19 protein-coding genes are annotated in these 16,873 nt (G+C 38.8%); 10 read left to right on the forward strand and 9 right to left on the reverse strand.

What is annotated here, in order from left to right; translation table 11 throughout:
• Positions 1-135 precede the first annotated feature (135 nt).
• Entirely contained in the window at positions 136-1,443 is a 1,308-nt protein-coding gene (locus tag ACZ5B7_RS20660; RefSeq protein ID WP_464490840.1) for an MFS transporter, read from the forward strand.
• A 743-nt stretch (positions 1,444-2,186) separates the two neighbouring features.
• Here ACZ5B7_RS20660 and ACZ5B7_RS20665 read toward each other — a convergent pair.
• The 3 genes from ACZ5B7_RS20665 to ACZ5B7_RS20675 form a co-directional block, all read right to left on the reverse strand.
• The gene (locus ACZ5B7_RS20665; RefSeq protein ID WP_464490841.1) at positions 2,187-3,035 is read right to left on the reverse strand and encodes a 3D domain-containing protein; all 849 of its coding nucleotides are present in this window, start codon (positions 3,033-3,035) and stop codon (positions 2,187-2,189) included.
• A 221-nt stretch (positions 3,036-3,256) separates the two neighbouring features.
• Positions 3,257-5,299: a formate dehydrogenase subunit alpha gene (fdhF, locus tag ACZ5B7_RS20670; RefSeq protein ID WP_464494536.1), complete on the reverse strand. Its 2,043-nt coding sequence runs from the start codon at positions 5,297-5,299 to the stop codon at positions 3,257-3,259.
• 153 nt (positions 5,300-5,452) lie between these two features.
• Positions 5,453-7,633: a PAS domain S-box protein gene (locus ACZ5B7_RS20675; protein ID WP_464490842.1), complete on the reverse strand. Its 2,181-nt coding sequence runs from the start codon at positions 7,631-7,633 to the stop codon at positions 5,453-5,455.
• Positions 7,634-7,901: 268 nt separating this feature from the next.
• On the opposite strand from ACZ5B7_RS20675, the gene yhfH (ACZ5B7_RS20680) reads away from it, so the two are divergent.
• The 3 genes from yhfH (ACZ5B7_RS20680) (at position 7,902) to ACZ5B7_RS20690 (ending at position 8,547) form a co-directional block, all read left to right on the forward strand.
• Complete coding sequence (yhfH, locus tag ACZ5B7_RS20680) at positions 7,902-8,036, forward strand: protein YhfH (protein ID WP_213120552.1); 135 nt, start codon at positions 7,902-7,904, stop codon at positions 8,034-8,036.
• Between the two features lie 91 nt (positions 8,037-8,127).
• On the forward strand, positions 8,128-8,256 hold the full coding sequence (gene yhfH, locus ACZ5B7_RS20685; RefSeq protein WP_464494537.1) for a protein YhfH: 129 nt from the start codon (positions 8,128-8,130) through the stop codon (positions 8,254-8,256).
• 105 nt (positions 8,257-8,361) lie between these two features.
• Positions 8,362-8,547: a hypothetical protein gene (locus tag ACZ5B7_RS20690; RefSeq protein ID WP_464490843.1), complete on the forward strand. Its 186-nt coding sequence runs from the start codon at positions 8,362-8,364 to the stop codon at positions 8,545-8,547.
• A gap of 58 nt (positions 8,548-8,605) precedes the next feature.
• On the opposite strand, the gene ACZ5B7_RS20695 is transcribed toward ACZ5B7_RS20690, so the two are convergent.
• Positions 8,606-8,860: a cold-inducible protein YdjO-related protein gene (locus ACZ5B7_RS20695; protein WP_241113955.1), complete on the reverse strand. Its 255-nt coding sequence runs from the start codon at positions 8,858-8,860 to the stop codon at positions 8,606-8,608.
• A 14-nt stretch (positions 8,861-8,874) separates the two neighbouring features.
• Between ACZ5B7_RS20695 and ACZ5B7_RS20700 the strand changes: the two genes are divergently transcribed.
• Entirely contained in the window at positions 8,875-9,012 is a 138-nt protein-coding gene (locus ACZ5B7_RS20700) for a hypothetical protein (RefSeq protein ID WP_423798803.1), read from the forward strand.
• Between the two features lie 63 nt (positions 9,013-9,075).
• Here the strand turns inward: ACZ5B7_RS20700 and ACZ5B7_RS20705 are convergent, their stop codons facing one another.
• Positions 9,076-11,001, reverse strand: a complete 1,926-nt coding sequence (locus ACZ5B7_RS20705) for an endonuclease MutS2 (RefSeq protein WP_464490844.1) — start codon at positions 10,999-11,001, stop codon at positions 9,076-9,078.
• 426 nt (positions 11,002-11,427) lie between these two features.
• On the opposite strand from ACZ5B7_RS20705, the gene ACZ5B7_RS20710 reads away from it, so the two are divergent.
• Entirely contained in the window at positions 11,428-12,030 is a 603-nt protein-coding gene (locus ACZ5B7_RS20710; RefSeq protein WP_464490845.1) for an SCO family protein, read from the forward strand.
• Between the two features lie 50 nt (positions 12,031-12,080).
• On the opposite strand, the gene ACZ5B7_RS20715 is transcribed toward ACZ5B7_RS20710, so the two are convergent.
• Entirely contained in the window at positions 12,081-12,218 is a 138-nt protein-coding gene (locus ACZ5B7_RS20715; RefSeq protein WP_213145184.1) for a hypothetical protein, read from the reverse strand.
• 229 nt (positions 12,219-12,447) lie between these two features.
• Between ACZ5B7_RS20715 and ACZ5B7_RS20720 the strand changes: the two genes are divergently transcribed.
• Positions 12,448-14,067, forward strand: a complete 1,620-nt coding sequence (locus ACZ5B7_RS20720) for an ABC-F family ATP-binding cassette domain-containing protein (protein WP_423798806.1) — start codon at positions 12,448-12,450, stop codon at positions 14,065-14,067.
• 93 nt (positions 14,068-14,160) lie between these two features.
• Here the strand turns inward: ACZ5B7_RS20720 and ACZ5B7_RS20725 are convergent, their stop codons facing one another.
• Positions 14,161-14,301 carry a YuzL family protein gene (locus ACZ5B7_RS20725; RefSeq protein ID WP_213120545.1) on the reverse strand — a complete coding sequence of 47 codons (141 nt, stop codon included), beginning with the start codon at positions 14,299-14,301 and terminating at the stop codon, positions 14,161-14,163.
• A gap of 96 nt (positions 14,302-14,397) precedes the next feature.
• Between ACZ5B7_RS20725 and ACZ5B7_RS20730 the strand changes: the two genes are divergently transcribed.
• Positions 14,398-14,640: a YkuS family protein gene (locus ACZ5B7_RS20730; RefSeq protein WP_213145182.1), complete on the forward strand. Its 243-nt coding sequence runs from the start codon at positions 14,398-14,400 to the stop codon at positions 14,638-14,640.
• A 40-nt stretch (positions 14,641-14,680) separates the two neighbouring features.
• Here the strand turns inward: ACZ5B7_RS20730 and ACZ5B7_RS20735 are convergent, their stop codons facing one another.
• Positions 14,681-15,097: a hypothetical protein gene (locus ACZ5B7_RS20735; RefSeq protein WP_464490846.1), complete on the reverse strand. Its 417-nt coding sequence runs from the start codon at positions 15,095-15,097 to the stop codon at positions 14,681-14,683.
• Between the two features lie 85 nt (positions 15,098-15,182).
• Complete coding sequence (locus ACZ5B7_RS20740) at positions 15,183-15,674, reverse strand: Hsp20/alpha crystallin family protein (protein ID WP_464490847.1); 492 nt, start codon at positions 15,672-15,674, stop codon at positions 15,183-15,185.
• 149 nt (positions 15,675-15,823) lie between these two features.
• Between ACZ5B7_RS20740 and ACZ5B7_RS20745 the strand changes: the two genes are divergently transcribed.
• Both ACZ5B7_RS20745 and modB read left to right on the forward strand, forming a co-directional pair.
• Entirely contained in the window at positions 15,824-16,096 is a 273-nt protein-coding gene (locus tag ACZ5B7_RS20745) for a hypothetical protein (RefSeq protein WP_213145180.1), read from the forward strand.
• Between the two features lie 105 nt (positions 16,097-16,201).
• Positions 16,202-16,864: a molybdate ABC transporter permease subunit gene (gene modB, locus ACZ5B7_RS20750; RefSeq protein ID WP_464490848.1), complete on the forward strand. Its 663-nt coding sequence runs from the start codon at positions 16,202-16,204 to the stop codon at positions 16,862-16,864.
• The last annotated feature ends 9 nt before the right edge of the window (positions 16,865-16,873 follow it).

Below are 16,873 nucleotides of genomic sequence, written 5' to 3' on the forward strand. Positions count from 1 at the left end.
GAGCGAGTTCACAGTTCCTTCACTACTTTTGTGACGTTCGTCACAAAAATCGTGTTATCCTTTGGTTTATATTAACATCATAAACAACTAAACTAACATTTTAAAAATAGAAATCCCACATTGGAGGAAATCAAAATGGCTCGAATAACGTATTGGAACCCAGAAGACGAAAAGTTCTGGAAAGCAGAAGGAAAAAAACACGCAAAAAGAAATCTATGGATCTCCGTCCCATCATTAATGCTTGCCTTCATCGTTTGGCAAATTTGGTCAGTGGTTGCAATACGCTTAAATGATATTGGCTTTAGCTTTACGGAGGAACAGCTCTTTACTTTAGCCGCTATCCCTGGTCTTGTCGGAGCAACACTTCGCTTTGTTTATACATTTGCAGTCGGAACGATAGGCGGCAAAAACTGGACCGTCATTTCAACTGCGATATTAGCGATACCAGCTATTGGAATTGGCTTTGCAGTACAAAACCCAGATACGCCATATTCTATTATGCTGACTCTTGCTGCACTGTGCGGATTAGGCGGCGGTAACTTCTCATCTTCAAGTGCGAATATCAGCTTTTTCTTTCCAAAGAGTAAAAAAGGAACTGCTCTTGGAATTAACGGCGGCTTAGGAAATATGGGAGTTTCAGTTGTTCAATTTATCACTCCATTAGTCATTACTTCTGGAACATTTGCCTTAATTGGCGGTAAGCAGGTTTTATCTAACGGTCAAGAAGTTTGGTTACAAAACGCAGCATTTGTTTGGGTTATCCCAATTGTGATCGTAACATTACTTGCAGCATTTAAAATGGATAACGTTCCAGGCGCAAAACAATCAGTAGCAGATCAATTTGTGATCGTTAAGCGGAAACACACATGGATTATGACCATTCTTTATATCGGTACATTTGGATCGTTCATTGGGTATTCAGCAGCATTCCCGTTATTATTAAAATCCCAATTCCCTGAATACATTTCACTAGCTTTCCTTGGAGCGTTAGTGGCAGCTGCCGCTAGACCTGTAGGCGGTTGGATTGCAGATAAACTGGGTGGAGCAAAGGTTACAGCCTATGTATTTGTTGTTATGACAATTGGTGCTATTGGAGTAATCTATTTCCTTAATGCTAAACAATTTGCAGGATTTTTAATTTCTTTCTTAATTTTGTTCCTTGCATCAGGGATTGGTTCTGGTTCTACCTTCCAAATGATTCCAAATATTTTCATACCAAAGGAAGCAGCACCAGTTATAGGCTTTTCAGCAGCATTTGCCGCTTACGGATCATTCTTAATTCCAAAACTATTCGGCTGGTCTGTTAATGCCACAGGCACACCAGTAACAGCGTTTTATTTCTTTATTGGATTTTATGCAATTTCATTCGCATTAAACTGGTACTTCTATCAAAGAAAAGCTACTGTTGCAAAAACCCAAGAACTAGCAAAACAAGCCGGATAATCATCCGGCTTGTCGGGCTGTCGAGAAACTTTCGACTGCCTTTTATTTTACTCATTTTATTTAACGATTCAACGATTCACCGCGTTAATTTGTTGTAATATTATTAATATAAGGCTGTTCAACAAGTCTGTTGATTGGCGCTCCAGTCACTTCGCTTTCCGCGGGAGTCTTCGTGCCTTCCGCGCCAATCAACAGGTGTATTCAATTAAATCTTTCAACTCCAATAAAATAATTGGTGAAGTTAATATTTAAGCCAAAAGAGTAAAGCCAAAGTGAATATGAATTTGTTTCTATTGAAGAATTGGTTCCAGATGATCACTTTCTTTGCTTGATTGAAAAATATATTGATTTCTCGTTTCTTCCTGATAAAGTTCGTCCCTTTTATTGTGTTGCGGGGATTGAATAATGTAAGAGAACAGCTCTTCTTACTGCAGCCTGCCAAGATATGAAAAAGCTTGCAACGCGATTCTCAAGGATGGAAAATGTGTGTGGCAATACTTAGGTTGATTTGCCTCCCTGTTGATTGGAGCGGAGGGCACTCGACTCCTGCGGGATATAGAGGTCACTGGAGACCCCGCAGGCGCCAAAGCGCCGAGAAGGCTCCAGGACCTCCCCACGGAAAGCGAGTGCCCGGAGCGGAAATCAACAGGCCCACCAGTAGAGACAATAAATTTACTAAAAAAAATGCCGAGAAGAATACCCTTTCTCGGCAATTTGACAGGTCGGATGTTAATCCGGCTTGTTTAATTTAATATTTTAACTGTAATTGTTTTACGTCCCCATTTAAGTGCATCTTGTTCTGAAGGGATAAACACATCAATTTCATGTCCATTAATTCCCCCGCCAATATCACCTGCAATTGCTTCACCGTATCCCTCAACATATACCTTGCTTCCAAGTGGTATAACTGCTGGATCTACTGCAATCACTTTTGCATTTGGGTTAGCCTTTATATCAATACCCGTTTTGGTAATGCCGGAGCAGCCTTCACATGAAGCTGTATAAGCAGTGGCATCTACAGTGATCTCCTTTGGTTGATTTTGATTTACAACCGGCTGTGCATCGATGGTCTTGTTGTTATTATTATCATTTGTAGTTGCTTCGACAGCGTTATTATTTTGATTGTTATTGTCAGGCGTTTCAGCAGACGCCTTATTTTCGACAACAGGCTGTTCCTTTGGTTTGCTGTTATCCTGCTGGCTAACGGCTATTTCAGTTTTGTCTTGTATTGGTGCAGCAGTTTCTGGTTTCTGCTCATTGTTCTCCACAATTTTTGGAGCAACAATCTGTGTTTCCGGACTAATAATCGTTTCATTTGCTTTAGCGACTGATTCCTGAATGTGATTAGCACTGTCCCAGAAAGTATCTGTTTTGTTAACAATCAATTGTTTTTCACTTTGTAACATTGGAATATCATTTAGAGTTGATATTTTCATCCAATCATCAAAAGTTTGCACATTTGTAATATTCATTATTGGCTGTTCTTCTATAGAGTCCACTTGAGGCACTGCTAGCGCTGCAGCATGTGCATGCACCCCAAAACCCGCTGATAATCCAATAGCTGCAATGAATGTTTTTATTTTAAAAATCATTTAACTACCTCCTATGTTCCCATCGAAGCATGTCTAAAGTAATCTTAACATGGTTTCTTAACAGAAAAAGAACAAGGAGATGTTAATTCATTAACAAGAATGGCAGTTATATTACAATAGCATTTCTAACGCATCAGAACATTCCAGTCTGTCCATGATTTGGCGATACAGGAAAAAAAAGAATAGTGGATTGCTCATTTCCACTATTCTTTACTATTTATTTAGCTTATTCGCTCAATCGCTACGGCACAAGCTTTATATTCGGCTGTTCCCGAAATTGGGTCATATTCATTTAAAGTTAATACGTTAGTCGGTGTTTCGCTCCAGTGGAAACTCATAAAGACAAGCCCCGGTACAACCTGTTCTGTAATTTTGGCTTTTACTTGAAGTTCTCCTCTTCGTGAACGGACTTGGACGACTTCCCCATCGACTATTCCAAGAGATTTGGCGTCTTCAGGATGGATATCAACAGTCTCTTCAGTCTGTTTTATTTTCACTCCCGCAGCGTAATGCCGAGTCTGTGTATGCGTGTTGTACGACTCATAACGTCTGCCTGTCGTCAACGTAAAAGGATACTCTTCATCCGGTGGCTCCATAGGCGGTGTATAATCGACAGGCACAAAAGGAGCTTTTTTAGAAGCCGCTTCGGTTTGATGGAACCTTTCATGCATAATAAATGTACCTGGGTGGTTTTCATCTGGACAAGGGTAATGAATGCTGTATTCCTTCTCCAGCCGCTCATATGAAATGCCCCCGTACATTTCCCATGCGATTTTCCTGACTTCATCCCAAATTTCTTCGCTCTTGTTATAATGCATTGGATAACCCATCAATGTCGCCAGCTCGCAAAGAATGACCCAATCTTCCTTTGTATTCAGACCTGGCTCGACTGCCTTACGTACTCGTTGGATCCGCCGGTCCGTGTTTGTGTAAGTCCCTTCGACTTCACCCCAGGAACGGGCAGGAAGCACAACATCAGCCATTTTCGCGGTTTCAGTCAGAAAAATGTCCTGAACGATTAATAAATCCAGCTTTTTCAACAATGTTTTTGTATGGTTCATATCAACATCGGCGAGAAGTGGATTTTCCCCAATCACATAAAGTCCTTTTAGCTCTCCCATCTCAAGCCGATCAAAGGTCCTGGTTTGGGTGTCGCCCGCCTGGGGATTTAGGGTAATATTCCATTCCTTTTCATAACGTGCTCTGTATTCATCATTAGTTAAGCTCATTGCTCCTGCCAATTGATTTGGAAGACAGCCCATATCACCGGCACCTTGAACATTATTTTGTCCCCTTAGCGGCATAATTCCGGAGCCCGGCTTTCCAATATTCCCGGTTAAAAGGGCAAGATTGGCAATGTCGAAAACATTGTTCACCCCACAGTGATGTTCGGTAATTCCTAGTGTATAAGCAATCATCGAAGCGCTCGCATTTGCATAGTCCCTGGCAGTGGCCACGATTTCTTCTGGGGCAAGACCTGTGATCTTGGCCGAATATTCCGGTGTATATAGCTCAACCTGATTTGCCAGTTTATCAAAATCAATTGTAAATTGCTCAATAAATTTTTGATTATAAAGACCTTCCTTTAGAATTACCCGAATCAAGGCATTTATTAGGGCAATATCAGTGCCTACATTGATTTGCAGGTGGCGGTGGGCCACTTTTGTCATTTCTATTTTTCTTGGGTCGACGACAATGATTTTGAGGCCGGCTTTTGCTGCTTTTTTCATGCGATTAGCGATAATCGGGTGTGCCTCTGTCGTGTTAGAGCCCATTAGGAGTAATACCTCTGCTTTGTCGATATCCTCCAAAGTGTTTGTTGGGAAACCGCTTCCAAAAATAGTTGCCAGACCGGCAACGCTTGGCGCATGTCACGTTCGGTTGCAGCCGTCAATATTGTTACTGCCGATAACCGTCCGCATAAATTTTTGTGTTATATAATTTGATTCGTTTGTGCTTCTCGCACAAGCGAACATGCTGATGGCATTTGATCCCCACTTGCTTTTTACGTCGGAAAGTTTGCTTGCAATAAATTGATAAGCTTCTTCCCAAGTGGTTTCCACCAGTTCCCCGGCCCTTCTTATTAAAGGTGCTGTCAGCCGGTTTTTGGCATGGACATACTCATAGGCAAATGCACCTTTCACACAGGTTTGTCCTTTGTTAACAGGTGCTTCCTTGTCACCGCGGATTTTGACGATTTTATTATCCTGAACCTCTAGGACTAATCCGCAGCCTGTACCGCAATAGCCGCAAATTGTCTTCACTAAATTTGCTTCACCCAAAATGCTCCCTCCCTGTGATAACTAAACTATCTATATAATCATATTAATCTAATTATTACATTTACGGCTTCCTTTTTCGCAAAAAATTTTGTCTATTTTTCAAAAAAGAAAAAACGGAAGATAGGCTCTTCCGTTTTAGGCTGTTTTTGCCGGTAATAGAATATTGAATGTTGTTCCCTTATTTGGTTCACTTTCTACAAATACTTTCCCGTTATGGCTTTCGATAATTTTAAAGCTGACCATTAACCCTAGTCCATTTCCATTTTTCTTGGTAGTGAAAAAAGGTTCTCCGAGCTTTTTCAGCTTTTCTTTTGGAATGCCAACACCGGTATCTTGAATGGATATTTGCACATTGTTCTCATGAATCACCGTTTTAACATGCAGATCCCCGCCATTCGGCATGGCCTCTATACCATTTTTTATAAAGTTTAAAAAGACCTGCTTCAAACGATTTTCATCACATTCTATCTGGATTATTTCCTGATTGCAGTTAAACATCAGACGGACGTTTTTCTTACGCGCCTCAAACTCAAGCAGTGAAACCACATTCTTGATAACAGGTACAACATTCTTTTCTTCTAATTCCACTGCCTTTGGTTTAGCCAAGACCATGAAGTCCTCGACAATGGTATTGACGCGCTCAATTTCATCTAAAATAATATTCAAAAACTCAAGGCGTTCAGGATCTTGCTCATCTAACTGCAAAAATTCCGTGTAACCCTTCATAGATGTCAGCGGGTTGCGGATTTCATGTGCAACGCCGGCAGCTAATTGCCCCACCGCGGCAAGCTTATCCTGCCGGTGGAGGACTTCTTCCGTCTTCTTGCGTTCTGTTATATCATTGCGGATCGCCAAATACTGATATGGCTTCTCCTGTTCATTGAGAAATGGAACGATCGTGGTATCGACCCAATAAAAAGTTCCATCCTTCGCTTTATTGCGGATTTCCCCTTTCCAAACCTTTCCTTCCCCAATCGTTTTCCATAGGTTTTTGAAAAAGTCCCTGGAATGGTAACCGGAATTCAAGATATTATGGTCCTTTCCAATGATCTCTTCCCGGCTGTATTTGGATATCTCACAAAACTTGTCGTTTACGCTGGTAATTTTCCCCCGTGAATCTGTAAAGGCAACAATCGAAGACTGGTCCAAAGCAAATTTAATATCAGTGTTTTCCTTCATTGTTTCTTTTAAATGTCCCTCAGCACGTTTCCGGTCTGAAATATCGGTCCGAATCGCTACATATTGATACGGCTTCCCGTGACTATTTAAAAAGGGAACAATCGTTGTATCCACCCAATATAGGCCTCCATCCTTGGCACGGTTGCAAATCTCTCCGTGCCAAACATTACCTTGGCCAATTGTTTTCCACAAATCTTTAAAAAAGTCTTTTGAATGGTATCCGGAATTTAAAATGCGGTGATCCTGTCCGATCAATTCATCCCGACAGTATTTTGATATCTCACTGAATTTATCATTAACAAATGTAATAATACCTTTTGAATTGGTTATCGCTACAATGGATGATTGATCTAAAGCAAAGGTAATATCTTTTACTTCTTTAATTGATTCCTTTAAGTTGAAATCGGATGTGGCTAACTGTTTGCTAATTAAGGTACTTGAAACAATCAGTCCCGCCATTATAAGGACGGAAACAAACAGCACCAAATAAGTAAAAAACAGACTATCTGGAGCAGAACTATTAACCATATTGTTATCGGTGATAAATAGTGTCGATTTCTTTAATAAAATATGTCCCTCAGCAATCGCCGAAGTTAAAATAATCGAACTTACCGGCTTTAGCCAAACTTGATTTTCAGTCGGAAAATTCCTTACAGAAAACAAAATCCAAAAAGAAAAGAAGAAGGCTGCGAACATTAACAGTCCAGAAAAAGCAAATAAAAGGAAATGATATTTAATTGTCACATTCATAGAATAAATGCCTATAATATGGATGGAAAAAACGGCTATTGTTAGTAATGAACTGCCAGCAAGCAGATGTGACATCTTAATTTCTTTTCCAAACAGCGGAAAAAACGCCATTCCAGTAAACGCAACTCCAATAAATATGGAAAGAATCGTTAATGGAATATGGTAGTTAGCAAACAGAGTACTATTTGTCGTTAATAATCCAATAAAATTAGTTACCCATACTCCAATTCCCATTGAAAGTGTGCCGCCTATAAAAAGCAGCCTTTTATTTTGATCTGAGGACCTAATTAAGGAAAACATGTCTAAGGCCGTATAAGAAGCCATAAAGGTTAGTCCAACAGCAATTATAAAAAGATAAGGATGAAAATCTCCTAAAAATGCATTCATTAACGTGCATTCCCCCATTTAACCTATTTCTACTATGATTGTAATGGAAAGCAAAATGTTAGGAAAGATAAATTTTTGTTTAATTTGCCCTAAATTAAATCCTTCATAAATAATCATTAATAAACTTACTTGTCCGGGATAAAAGACTTATTTTTAAAAAAATTTAACTTTTTTAGAAAAAAGGCTACACATTTTTAATTTTTTTGTTTATACTGTACTATAACAAGAGGGATTAAAATAAACTGTATTAATAAAGGAGGAGTTTTAAATGTTAATGAGTCCGGTTGAATTTTTTCGTAATCTGCCTAAAAAGGAATGCCCTGAGTGTGGTCAGCATATGGAGGAGCAAGCTGAATCTTACCTAATGGAATGCGATCGCTGTTTATCTAAAAAAGCAGAATAAAAAGAGGGAAACTTTTATTTTTGCCTATTCTGTACTACAACAAACAACAATAAAAATAACTGTACTATAAAGGAGATGTTTAATAATGTTAATGAGCCCAGTTGAATTTTTCCGTAACCTTCCTAAAAAAGAATGTCCAGAATGTGGTCAACATATGGAAGAGCAAGCTGAATCTTACCTAATGGAATGTGACCACTGCCTATCAAAGAAAGAAGAATAACAAAAACTCTCCGGACGAACCGGAGAGTTTTTTCCGTTTTGGTCAAAAATAGGGAAGCATAGAAGCCAATTGGAATGCAAAACCTGTACGTAAGGAGATGATGAAATGGCAAAGAAGGAAGATTATTTGACAACCGCTCCAAAAGAAAAAACCATTACCATTAATAATGGGGCCATCTATCCAAATTTAAAAAATGTTCCCGGTGATTCGGTCGATGAGCATGAATTACTTAAAGAAGCCAATTCAATTATTGCCGCCGGTGAAATCGGACAGCAAAATGAAAATTTGTAGAAGATATGGGTATAGATAAAGACTGTCATCAGCAAGACAGTCTTTGTCACGAAACTTATTATATTTTCGGAAGCTCACGAATTTCCTGTATCATTTCATTACCACACATTGGGCACAGTAAATCGTCAGATACAAAATCCTTTCTCATCCAGCCTATACATGAATTATCCATGCATGAAAAAATTTCAGTATCAACAAGAATTGTTTCCATTTCTTCTTCTTTTGCACGTTTACCAAAAAAAATCGGAACCGCCTCCTTTTCCTTTAGTATGTCCAAAATTAGCCTTTTCATTTCTTCATTTTTCTTTTTCATTTGGAGGACTTAAGATGAACTCAAATCAGAAGCGTTATTCGATTGTTGGAACAGATATTGAAGAGGTAAAACGTCTAAACAGCCAGTCAGGTCTAAGCTATAACGAAGTAAAGCTGATGCTGGCTAAACAATATTTACAGAATAAAAAATAATAATAGAGGCTGTCTAATAGGGGTACCTTTTAGACAGCCTCTTCGAGGTTTTAAGGATTATCGTTATTCTGAATGTTCAATTATAATTTCGTCATCATGTCTTTTTGAAAGAATCTTGCTTTTTTTGCGATTTTCTTTCGTTTGAAAGATAATATCGAAATCATAGTCGTCGGGATACAATTCATTTGCGGCAATATATAGCTTCATCCTTTTATGGTTAACCGATACTTTTTCACCCTTTATCTGGACAATATAATTTCCTTGCTGATCTGGTCCTTTATAAACAATCCCAAATTCATTTCCCGGTGTGATTTTTACATTGTCCCCCTGCTGGTATAAAGGCACTTGTTGGACAGGTTTTACAGCCGGCTTTTTGTCTTGGTGTTTGTTGATGATAACCTGTTTTTCCATATCCTTAAGCTTCCAATCGTCCGAAACAGGAGAAACATAGGTTTTTTCTTCTTTATACGTTACGCTATGCGCTTTTTCAATAATTTTCGGGTGGATTCCCAACTGCAAAGCAATCTCAAAGGCCTGGCTTTCGCCCCCTATCCCTATCATTAAACGGTAGGTTGGACTTAAGCTCTTAAGATCAAACTCCATTGACCCATTTATAAATCCTGGATGCTGTTCGGCAAGATCTTTTATTTCACTATAATGGGTGGTGGCCAAAATCACGGCCCCCTTTTCGTAAAGAGTTTCAAGAATGGCTGTTGCCAGACCCATTCCCTCACCCGGATCAGTGCCGGAACCAAGTTCATCTATTAAAGTTAATGTGCGATTTTTTGCATTCTTTAAGATTTCAATGATATTAACGATTCTGGAACTGAACGTACTTAAATTTTCGGCAATACTCTGACCGTCCCCAATATCAACTAAAATGGCTTGAAAAATACTAATATTACTCTTTTCATCTGCAGGTATATGAAGTCCGCATTGGGCCATTAATGTGAGCAGCCCAACCGTCTTAATGGTAACCGTTTTCCCGCCCGTATTCGGACCCGTAATAATTAAGGCTCGTTTATTATCCCCCATACTAAAAGTCAATGGTACAGCTTTTTCACCTAACAACGGATGCTTTGCCTCAATTAGTTCCATATCACCAGTGTCATTCATTCTCACCTTGGAGCCATGAATGGAACGGGAATACTTTGCTTTTGCAAACAAAAAATCATAGTGAACCATTGTTTCGACTGCCAGCCGAATTTGCGTTTCATATTGCTCCACCAATCCAGTTAGACAACTGAGAACTTTTTGTACCTCGGTCTCTTCATCGGCCATAAGCCAGCTAAGTTGATCTTGGAATATAGCGATATCCTCAGGTTCAATAAACAATGTTGCTCCTGATGCCGATGTATCCAAGACTGTCCCTATAATTTTGGTCCGATACTCCTTTTTTATCGGTATCACAAATCTTCCATTTCGCTGACTGACAACCTGTTCCTGTAAATATGGCTTATATTTATTTGACCTTACCAGCTGCATGGTTTTTTCCTTCAGGCGCTCCTCCTGAATGGCCATTTGCTTCCTAATTTTTAATAACTCCTTGCTGGCATAATCGTCCACTCTGCCATTATGGATACAACGGTTAATTTCATTGGCAAGCTCCGGCAGTTCTTCAATTACATGGACATAAGACGCTACTCTTGGTGCAAAATATTCCTTATCCTTCATATATCTTCTCATCTTTCCACAGCTATCCAAGAAATCGTACAGCTTCATTAACTGGTCCGGACGGAAGACCACTCCTTTATTTAAGTTGGAAAGCATCTGTTCCATCCCATCAAGTCCATGGACAGGAACACTGGCACTTTTTTTCAGAATCTCGACGGCTTCCGTAACCTCATCAAGCCAAGCCTCAATTTGCTTCTTAATAGAAGAAGGTGTCAGGCCCGCAATTTTCGCTTTTCCTTCCTTTGTCATGGCAAAGCCTGCAATAGTTTCTTTTATTTGTTTAAATTCCAATACATTAAAGGTATGCTGATTCAACTTATATTCCTCCCAAAATAAAAATAGCCGCAATGAACAATGTCATTGCGGCAAATGAAAATTACAACAAAATAAACCAAAATAAAAACTGTCTACACGAGTGTACACAGCTACATTGGTTATAAAATGTATGCTTATGGCTGCCCATTGTTCTTAACCTCATTCCTTGCCCATACTCAAATAACCCTTTCTTGTTATCAAAAAAAACAAGAAGGCGGCCGGAATGAAAATATCCAATTAGTTGGATTAGTTAAGAACGACACCTAACATAAAACATACTCCTTTTATTAAGAAAACTTAATTTCAACATCAGATTATTACATTTGGCATGAATTGTCAATATTATCACAGCCTATTTTTTGTTCACAAAATATCCATATCATTTTTGTGAAAACTTCTTTATCTTAATGTTAGGAGGGAATCGTGATGAAAAAAATCTACCTTATTTGCAGTTTAGCCATTTTTATCGGTATTGCTGCCGGCATTTCCTATTTTCTTATTCGGGATGCAAACACCAAAATTCCAGGCAATGTTACATTAATCAATCAAAATGGTGATCAATATACATTCGGCAAGGATCAAACAAAATTAAAGCTCATTGAATTCATTTACACACACTGTCCTGATGTCTGCCCGACCACGACACAAAAGATGGCCGCTTTGAAAAAGGATTTAGAAAAAAGCGGGGTATTCGGCAAGGATATCGAATTCATTACGATTACGATTGACCCCTATCGTGATACTCCAGAAGTATTGTCCAATTATATGAAGGGGTTTGGAATTGAAAATAGCAAAGACTGGGTATTCCTAACCGGGGATAAACAAAATATTAAAAATGATCAGAAAAAGATCAGGGAGATTGGTGAGGCATTGCAATTCCAATATAAAGACCCTGGAAACGGACAATTTGTCCACACCACATTTACTTACTTAATTGACGAAAACAATAAATTTGTTGCGAAATTTCCGATGGGCGATGGTTTTAATCGCGAAGAAGTTAAAAATAAAATAATGAATAAAATTAATTAGTATAAAAAAAGCGGTTAGTCCTTAGGATTAATCGCTTTTCACTACATATATTATTTAACAACAGATGAAGGATATTTTTTTAATTGCTGCAAAGATAAATGATAATTGGACTTTGGTTTCGTTAAACTCGCTTTGATACCAGCTTTTTTAAGCTTATTTACGAGTTCTGCGAGCTGTTTTTTGGCCACACAATTCACCTTCTTTTAACTGCTTCTTACGATAATTTTACAACAAAAATATGAATAAAGTGTGAAAACAAAAAATTTTTTTTAGAAAATTTTTCTTTTTACTACATGACTCCCCCACAAAACTCAAAAAAATGATGCAATTTCCACCGAAGATTTTTTTGTGAAATTCGCTCTTTTCCCTTATTAATGGTATAATACAAAGCAATATGTTTTTTTGGAGGATGCAAGAATGATTACTGTAAGTAATGTAAGTTTGAGATACGGAGACCGAAAGCTTTTTGAAGATGTGAATATTAAATTTACTCCCGGCAATTGCTACGGTCTCATCGGGGCGAACGGTGCCGGAAAATCTACCTTTATAAAAATACTCGCTGGAGAAATAGAAGCGCAGACGGGTACAGTCCAACTAGGACCGAACGAGCGGATGGCTGTTTTAAAGCAGAACCACTTTGAATATGAGGAACATGAAGTTTTAAAAACGGTTATCATGGGTCACACCAGACTTTATCAGGTAATGCAGGAAAAAGACGCCATTTATATGAAAGAAAACTTTACGGATGAGGACGGCATGAAAGCTGCTGAACTCGAGGGTGAATTTGCCGAATTAAACGGCTGGGAAGCTGAATCTGAAGCGGCCATCCTGTTAAAAGGTCTGGGAATTGGCGAAGAGCTTCATTATAAAAAGTTGGCCGAATTAACTGGTGCTGAAAAGGTAAAAGTCCTTCTTGCACAGGCCCTATTTGGCCAGCCTGATGTATTACTTTTAGACGAGCCAACCAACCATCTGGATATTAAGGCCATCCAATGGCTTGAAGAATTCCTGATCAATTTTGAAAATACAGTGATTGTTGTATCCCATGACCGTCACTTCTTAAATAAGGTTTGTACCCATATTGCGGATTTAGACTTTGGCAAAATCCAAATCTATGTCGGCAACTACGACTTCTGGTATGAATCCAGTCAATTAGCTTCAAAAATGGCGCAGGACGCCAATAAGAAGAAAGAAGAAAAAATTAAAGAGTTGCAAAGCTTTATTGCCCGTTTTAGTGCGAATGCTTCAAAATCCAAGCAGGCAACTTCACGGAAAAAGCTATTGGACAAAATTACCCTTGATGATATTAGACCATCTTCAAGACGATATCCATATGTGGGCTTTACCCCAGATAGGGAAATTGGTAATGATTTGTTAAGAGTAGAAGGGCTGACGAAAACAATCGATGGCGTGAAGGTACTTGATAACATTAGCTTTATCATGAACAAGGGAGACAAAATCGCCCTCGTCGGAACAAATGAAACAGCCAAAACAACACTTTTTAAAATATTAATGGGTGAAATGGAAGCTGACAGCGGTACCTTTAAATGGGGAATCACCACATCTCAAGCCTACTTTCCGAAGGATAACTCGGAATACTTTGAGAATAACGACTTAAATCTTGTTGATTGGCTTCGTCAGTTTTCACCAAAAGATGACAGTGAAAGCTTCCTACGTGGATTTTTAGGAAGAATGCTATTTTCCGGTGAAGAAGTTTTAAAGAAATCAAGCGTCCTTTCTGGAGGAGAAAAAGTCCGCTGTATGCTGTCCAAAATGATGCTTAGCGGAGCAAATGTCCTGCTCTTGGATGAGCCAACCAACCACTTGGATTTGGAGTCTATTACCGCTCTAAACAATGGCTTAATTAATTTTAAGGGCTCCATGCTGTTTGCTTCCCATGACCATCAGTTTATCCAAACGATTGCTAACCGCATTTTTGAACTAACACCTGCTGGATTGGTCGATAAGCAAATGTCTTATGATGAATACCTAGAGAATACTGATATACAAAAACAAGTAGCAGAGATGTATAAATAATTAGAAAAGTGGAAGCGCCCGTTTAGCAATAGCCGCTGGGCGCTGGAGCTAGACAAATAAGAGGCTGTCAAATGGCAGCCTCTTATTTCATTATTACATTTGTTTCTGCTTTTTCCTTGAAGATGGCTGCATTCTAGAGCCAGTTTCTGTTGTGGTCGTTCCCTGTCCTTCTACTTCTGGTGAAGCCAACCCTATAGTTGAAGGGTCGGCTTTCTTTTTACTGCGTTTGCCCATAGTACACCTCCCATTTTAGCTTTTGAAAGATTATCCCCTGTTATTCGGAATATTTCTGTCAAACTTAGGCAACATAATGATTGAGGAGGTGTTTGTATGGCAAGGGTTGGAGTAGAACAATCTCTTACAAATGTTCAAGATGCTCTACGTGCAAAAGGATATGATGTTGTCGAACTCAAACAGGAGTCTGACGCCCAAAATTGTGATTGCTGTGTCGTTACCGGCCTTGATTCGAACGTTATGGGAATGGCTGATACCGTTACGAAAGCACCGGTAATTGATGCAAACGGTTTGTCTGCTGATGAAGTATGCCAAGCGGTTGAAAGCAGACTTCAATAATGTTAACACAAAGACTAAAGGACTCCTCTTTAGTCTTTTTTTAATGGTCTTTTGGTTTAATATTTACCTTGGGTCCATTCGGTTTTTCTTGCTTCTTGCTTCTTTCCTCTTTAGCTTCGGTTACTTTATCGTCTTCATCTCCGGTGAAATTTGGTGTAAATTCACTGCCGTATGTGGCACCTATGTTTAATTTTCCTTTCAATTCTTTAATCCCAAGCTGTCCGAAGTTATTATTCAATTCATATTTATCCAAAATAATTTTTTCGATATTTATTTTTTCGATTATTATAGGGGGATCCTTTGTTTTCACGGTTTCATCAGGCTTGTTTTGTGCCTTTAAGTCCCGCAGCGTTTGTTCCAATTCTTCTATATTTCTCTCTAAGGAAGTTATTTTTTTTCGGAGTTCTTTATCATAATCATTTTTGCGGAAAATAAGGAATAAATTTTTTATTGACATTGGCCTAAAACGCTCCCTTATTTTTAACCTTACTTCATTTATATGGAAAACACTGCTTATCAAGTCCTATTTTCATAAAAACCTGTTATTCAATTGGGATAATTTCGCCCTTTTGTACGAATCTTTGATAACTGACTATTAATAAGCCATTCCAGAATTTAGCGCTGATATCCTGCGGATTTACGGTATCAGGTAAGGTAATCTGCCGATTGAATTCACCGTAAAACCTTTCCGAATAAGTATATTTCAAATGTGGATAAATGGGCAGCGCTCTTCCTTTGACGGTGAGAATATTGCCATTAAGCCCTAATTCTATGTTTTCTTTTAAGACACCAGGGAGCTCGATAACTACTATTACCTCCTCTTCCCCTTCCATTAAATCAATTGCAGGGAACGTTCTTTCGCTTTTCAGATCGGTGCCGGGCTGCTGCCGGTTTGAATGTGCATTAGGTGTCTTAAAAGGCGTTTCATTCATAAATTGTTGGGCAAACTCTTGGTCAAAGATATTGTTCCAGAAATCCCCACCCTGCATATTTTTCGCCATCTCTAGCCATTGTTTCAACTTTTCCATATCCATCAATCCGCACCCCCTCTCCCCTAATCTAGGGAAGCAAAAAACAAAGCCTTACTTCATCATACTTAAGTGAAAGTTATTTTAATCCTTAATTTCCTCATAAACATTAAGGAATTGCATATATTTAAAAGCAATTATAAGGAGGAGATGACATGCCCACTCCCGTTCCATATATTAATATAAATATATTTATGATTAAAATTAATTCCTTTGAAAATGCTTCTGCCGTAAATATTGGCCAAAACCTGCTGGCTGAGTGGCATAATTCCGACAAGAAAAATCAAGGCTACGGCCAAAATTTTGGTGATAAGAGTGATTTCTTTGGGAATAGGAGCTTTGTCGATGACAGAGATCAAATTGATTCCCCGAGCTCCTTCGATTCAGGCGCCCAGCAGCTATTGGCCAAAGACAAAGATGATCTATAAAAACTGCAATTTGGCAGTTTTTTTGTTTTATATCTTTTATGAATTGGAAGCTTTCGCTATAATGAGGGAATAATCAGCCGTTCGAGAGGAAGTATTTTATCTACTATGCTTAATGAATTTTGGCCCCCAATTTTATTGTCACTGAAAGTGGCCACAATTTCTGCCCTACTGGCACTAATCTTTGGTATTTTATTCGGCAGGTTATTTGCTGATAAATATTTTAAAGGAAAAATGATCATAGAGACCCTTATGCTGCTGCCTATTGTTTTGCCGCCTACCGTTATTGGCTTTTTATTAATTTTCTTTTTTGGAAAAAATAGTCCGGCAGGTGCTTTTATCGAAACCCTTTTCGACCGCTCCATCATTTTTACACCACTGGCAGCGATTATTGCCTCCACTATTGTTGCATTTCCGTTAATGTACCAATCTGTAAAAACTGGATTTCAAGCCGTGGACAAGGATATCGAAGAGGCTGCGAAGATGGACGGGGCAAGTAATTTTAATGTTTTTTTACAAGTAACTCTCCCACTATCAGTAAAATCGATTGTTTCCGGATTCATACTTAGCTTTGCTAGAGCATTGGGGGAATTTGGCGCCACGCTCATGTTTGCCGGCAATATCCCTGGGAAAACCCAGACGGCTCCCACTGCTGTATATGTTGCAATGGAAACAGGCAATATGAAATTAGCTTGGCTGTTAGTCATTTCAATGATCTTCATCTCTTTTTTAATGCTATTGACAACCAATTTAACACAAAGAAAGCCATGAAACTGAAGC

Source organism: Neobacillus sp. S1115, assembly GCF_055385565.1.

Bases quoted from the DNA above. Each gene is read 5' to 3' on its own strand.
- ACZ5B7_RS20710 (WP_464490845.1), top strand. From the start codon at position 11,428: ATGAAAAAAATCTACCTTATTTGCAGTTTAGCCATTTTTATCGGTATT.
- ACZ5B7_RS20695 (WP_241113955.1), bottom strand. From the start codon at position 8,860: ATGAAAAAGAAAAATGAAGAAATGAAAAGGCTAATTTTGGACATACTA.
- yhfH (WP_464494537.1), top strand. From the start codon at position 8,128: ATGAGCCCAGTTGAATTTTTCCGTAACCTTCCTAAAAAAGAATGTCCA.
- ACZ5B7_RS20665 (WP_464490841.1), bottom strand. From the start codon at position 3,035: ATGATTTTTAAAATAAAAACATTCATTGCAGCTATTGGATTATCAGCG.
- ACZ5B7_RS20675 (WP_464490842.1), bottom strand. From the start codon at position 7,633: ATGAATGCATTTTTAGGAGATTTTCATCCTTATCTTTTTATAATTGCT.
- modB (WP_464490848.1), top strand. From the start codon at position 16,202: ATGCTTAATGAATTTTGGCCCCCAATTTTATTGTCACTGAAAGTGGCC.
- ACZ5B7_RS20720 (WP_423798806.1), top strand. From the start codon at position 12,448: ATGATTACTGTAAGTAATGTAAGTTTGAGATACGGAGACCGAAAGCTT.
- ACZ5B7_RS20660 (WP_464490840.1), top strand. From the start codon at position 136: ATGGCTCGAATAACGTATTGGAACCCAGAAGACGAAAAGTTCTGGAAA.
- ACZ5B7_RS20730 (WP_213145182.1), top strand. From the start codon at position 14,398: ATGGCAAGGGTTGGAGTAGAACAATCTCTTACAAATGTTCAAGATGCT.
- ACZ5B7_RS20735 (WP_464490846.1), bottom strand. From the start codon at position 15,097: ATGTCAATAAAAAATTTATTCCTTATTTTCCGCAAAAATGATTATGAT.
- ACZ5B7_RS20740 (WP_464490847.1), bottom strand. From the start codon at position 15,674: ATGGATATGGAAAAGTTGAAACAATGGCTAGAGATGGCGAAAAATATG.
- ACZ5B7_RS20745 (WP_213145180.1), top strand. From the start codon at position 15,824: ATGCCCACTCCCGTTCCATATATTAATATAAATATATTTATGATTAAA.
- ACZ5B7_RS20725 (WP_213120545.1), bottom strand. From the start codon at position 14,301: ATGGGCAAACGCAGTAAAAAGAAAGCCGACCCTTCAACTATAGGGTTG.
- ACZ5B7_RS20690 (WP_464490843.1), top strand. From the start codon at position 8,362: ATGGCAAAGAAGGAAGATTATTTGACAACCGCTCCAAAAGAAAAAACC.
- ACZ5B7_RS20700 (WP_423798803.1), top strand. From the start codon at position 8,875: ATGAACTCAAATCAGAAGCGTTATTCGATTGTTGGAACAGATATTGAA.
- yhfH (WP_213120552.1), top strand. From the start codon at position 7,902: ATGTTAATGAGTCCGGTTGAATTTTTTCGTAATCTGCCTAAAAAGGAA.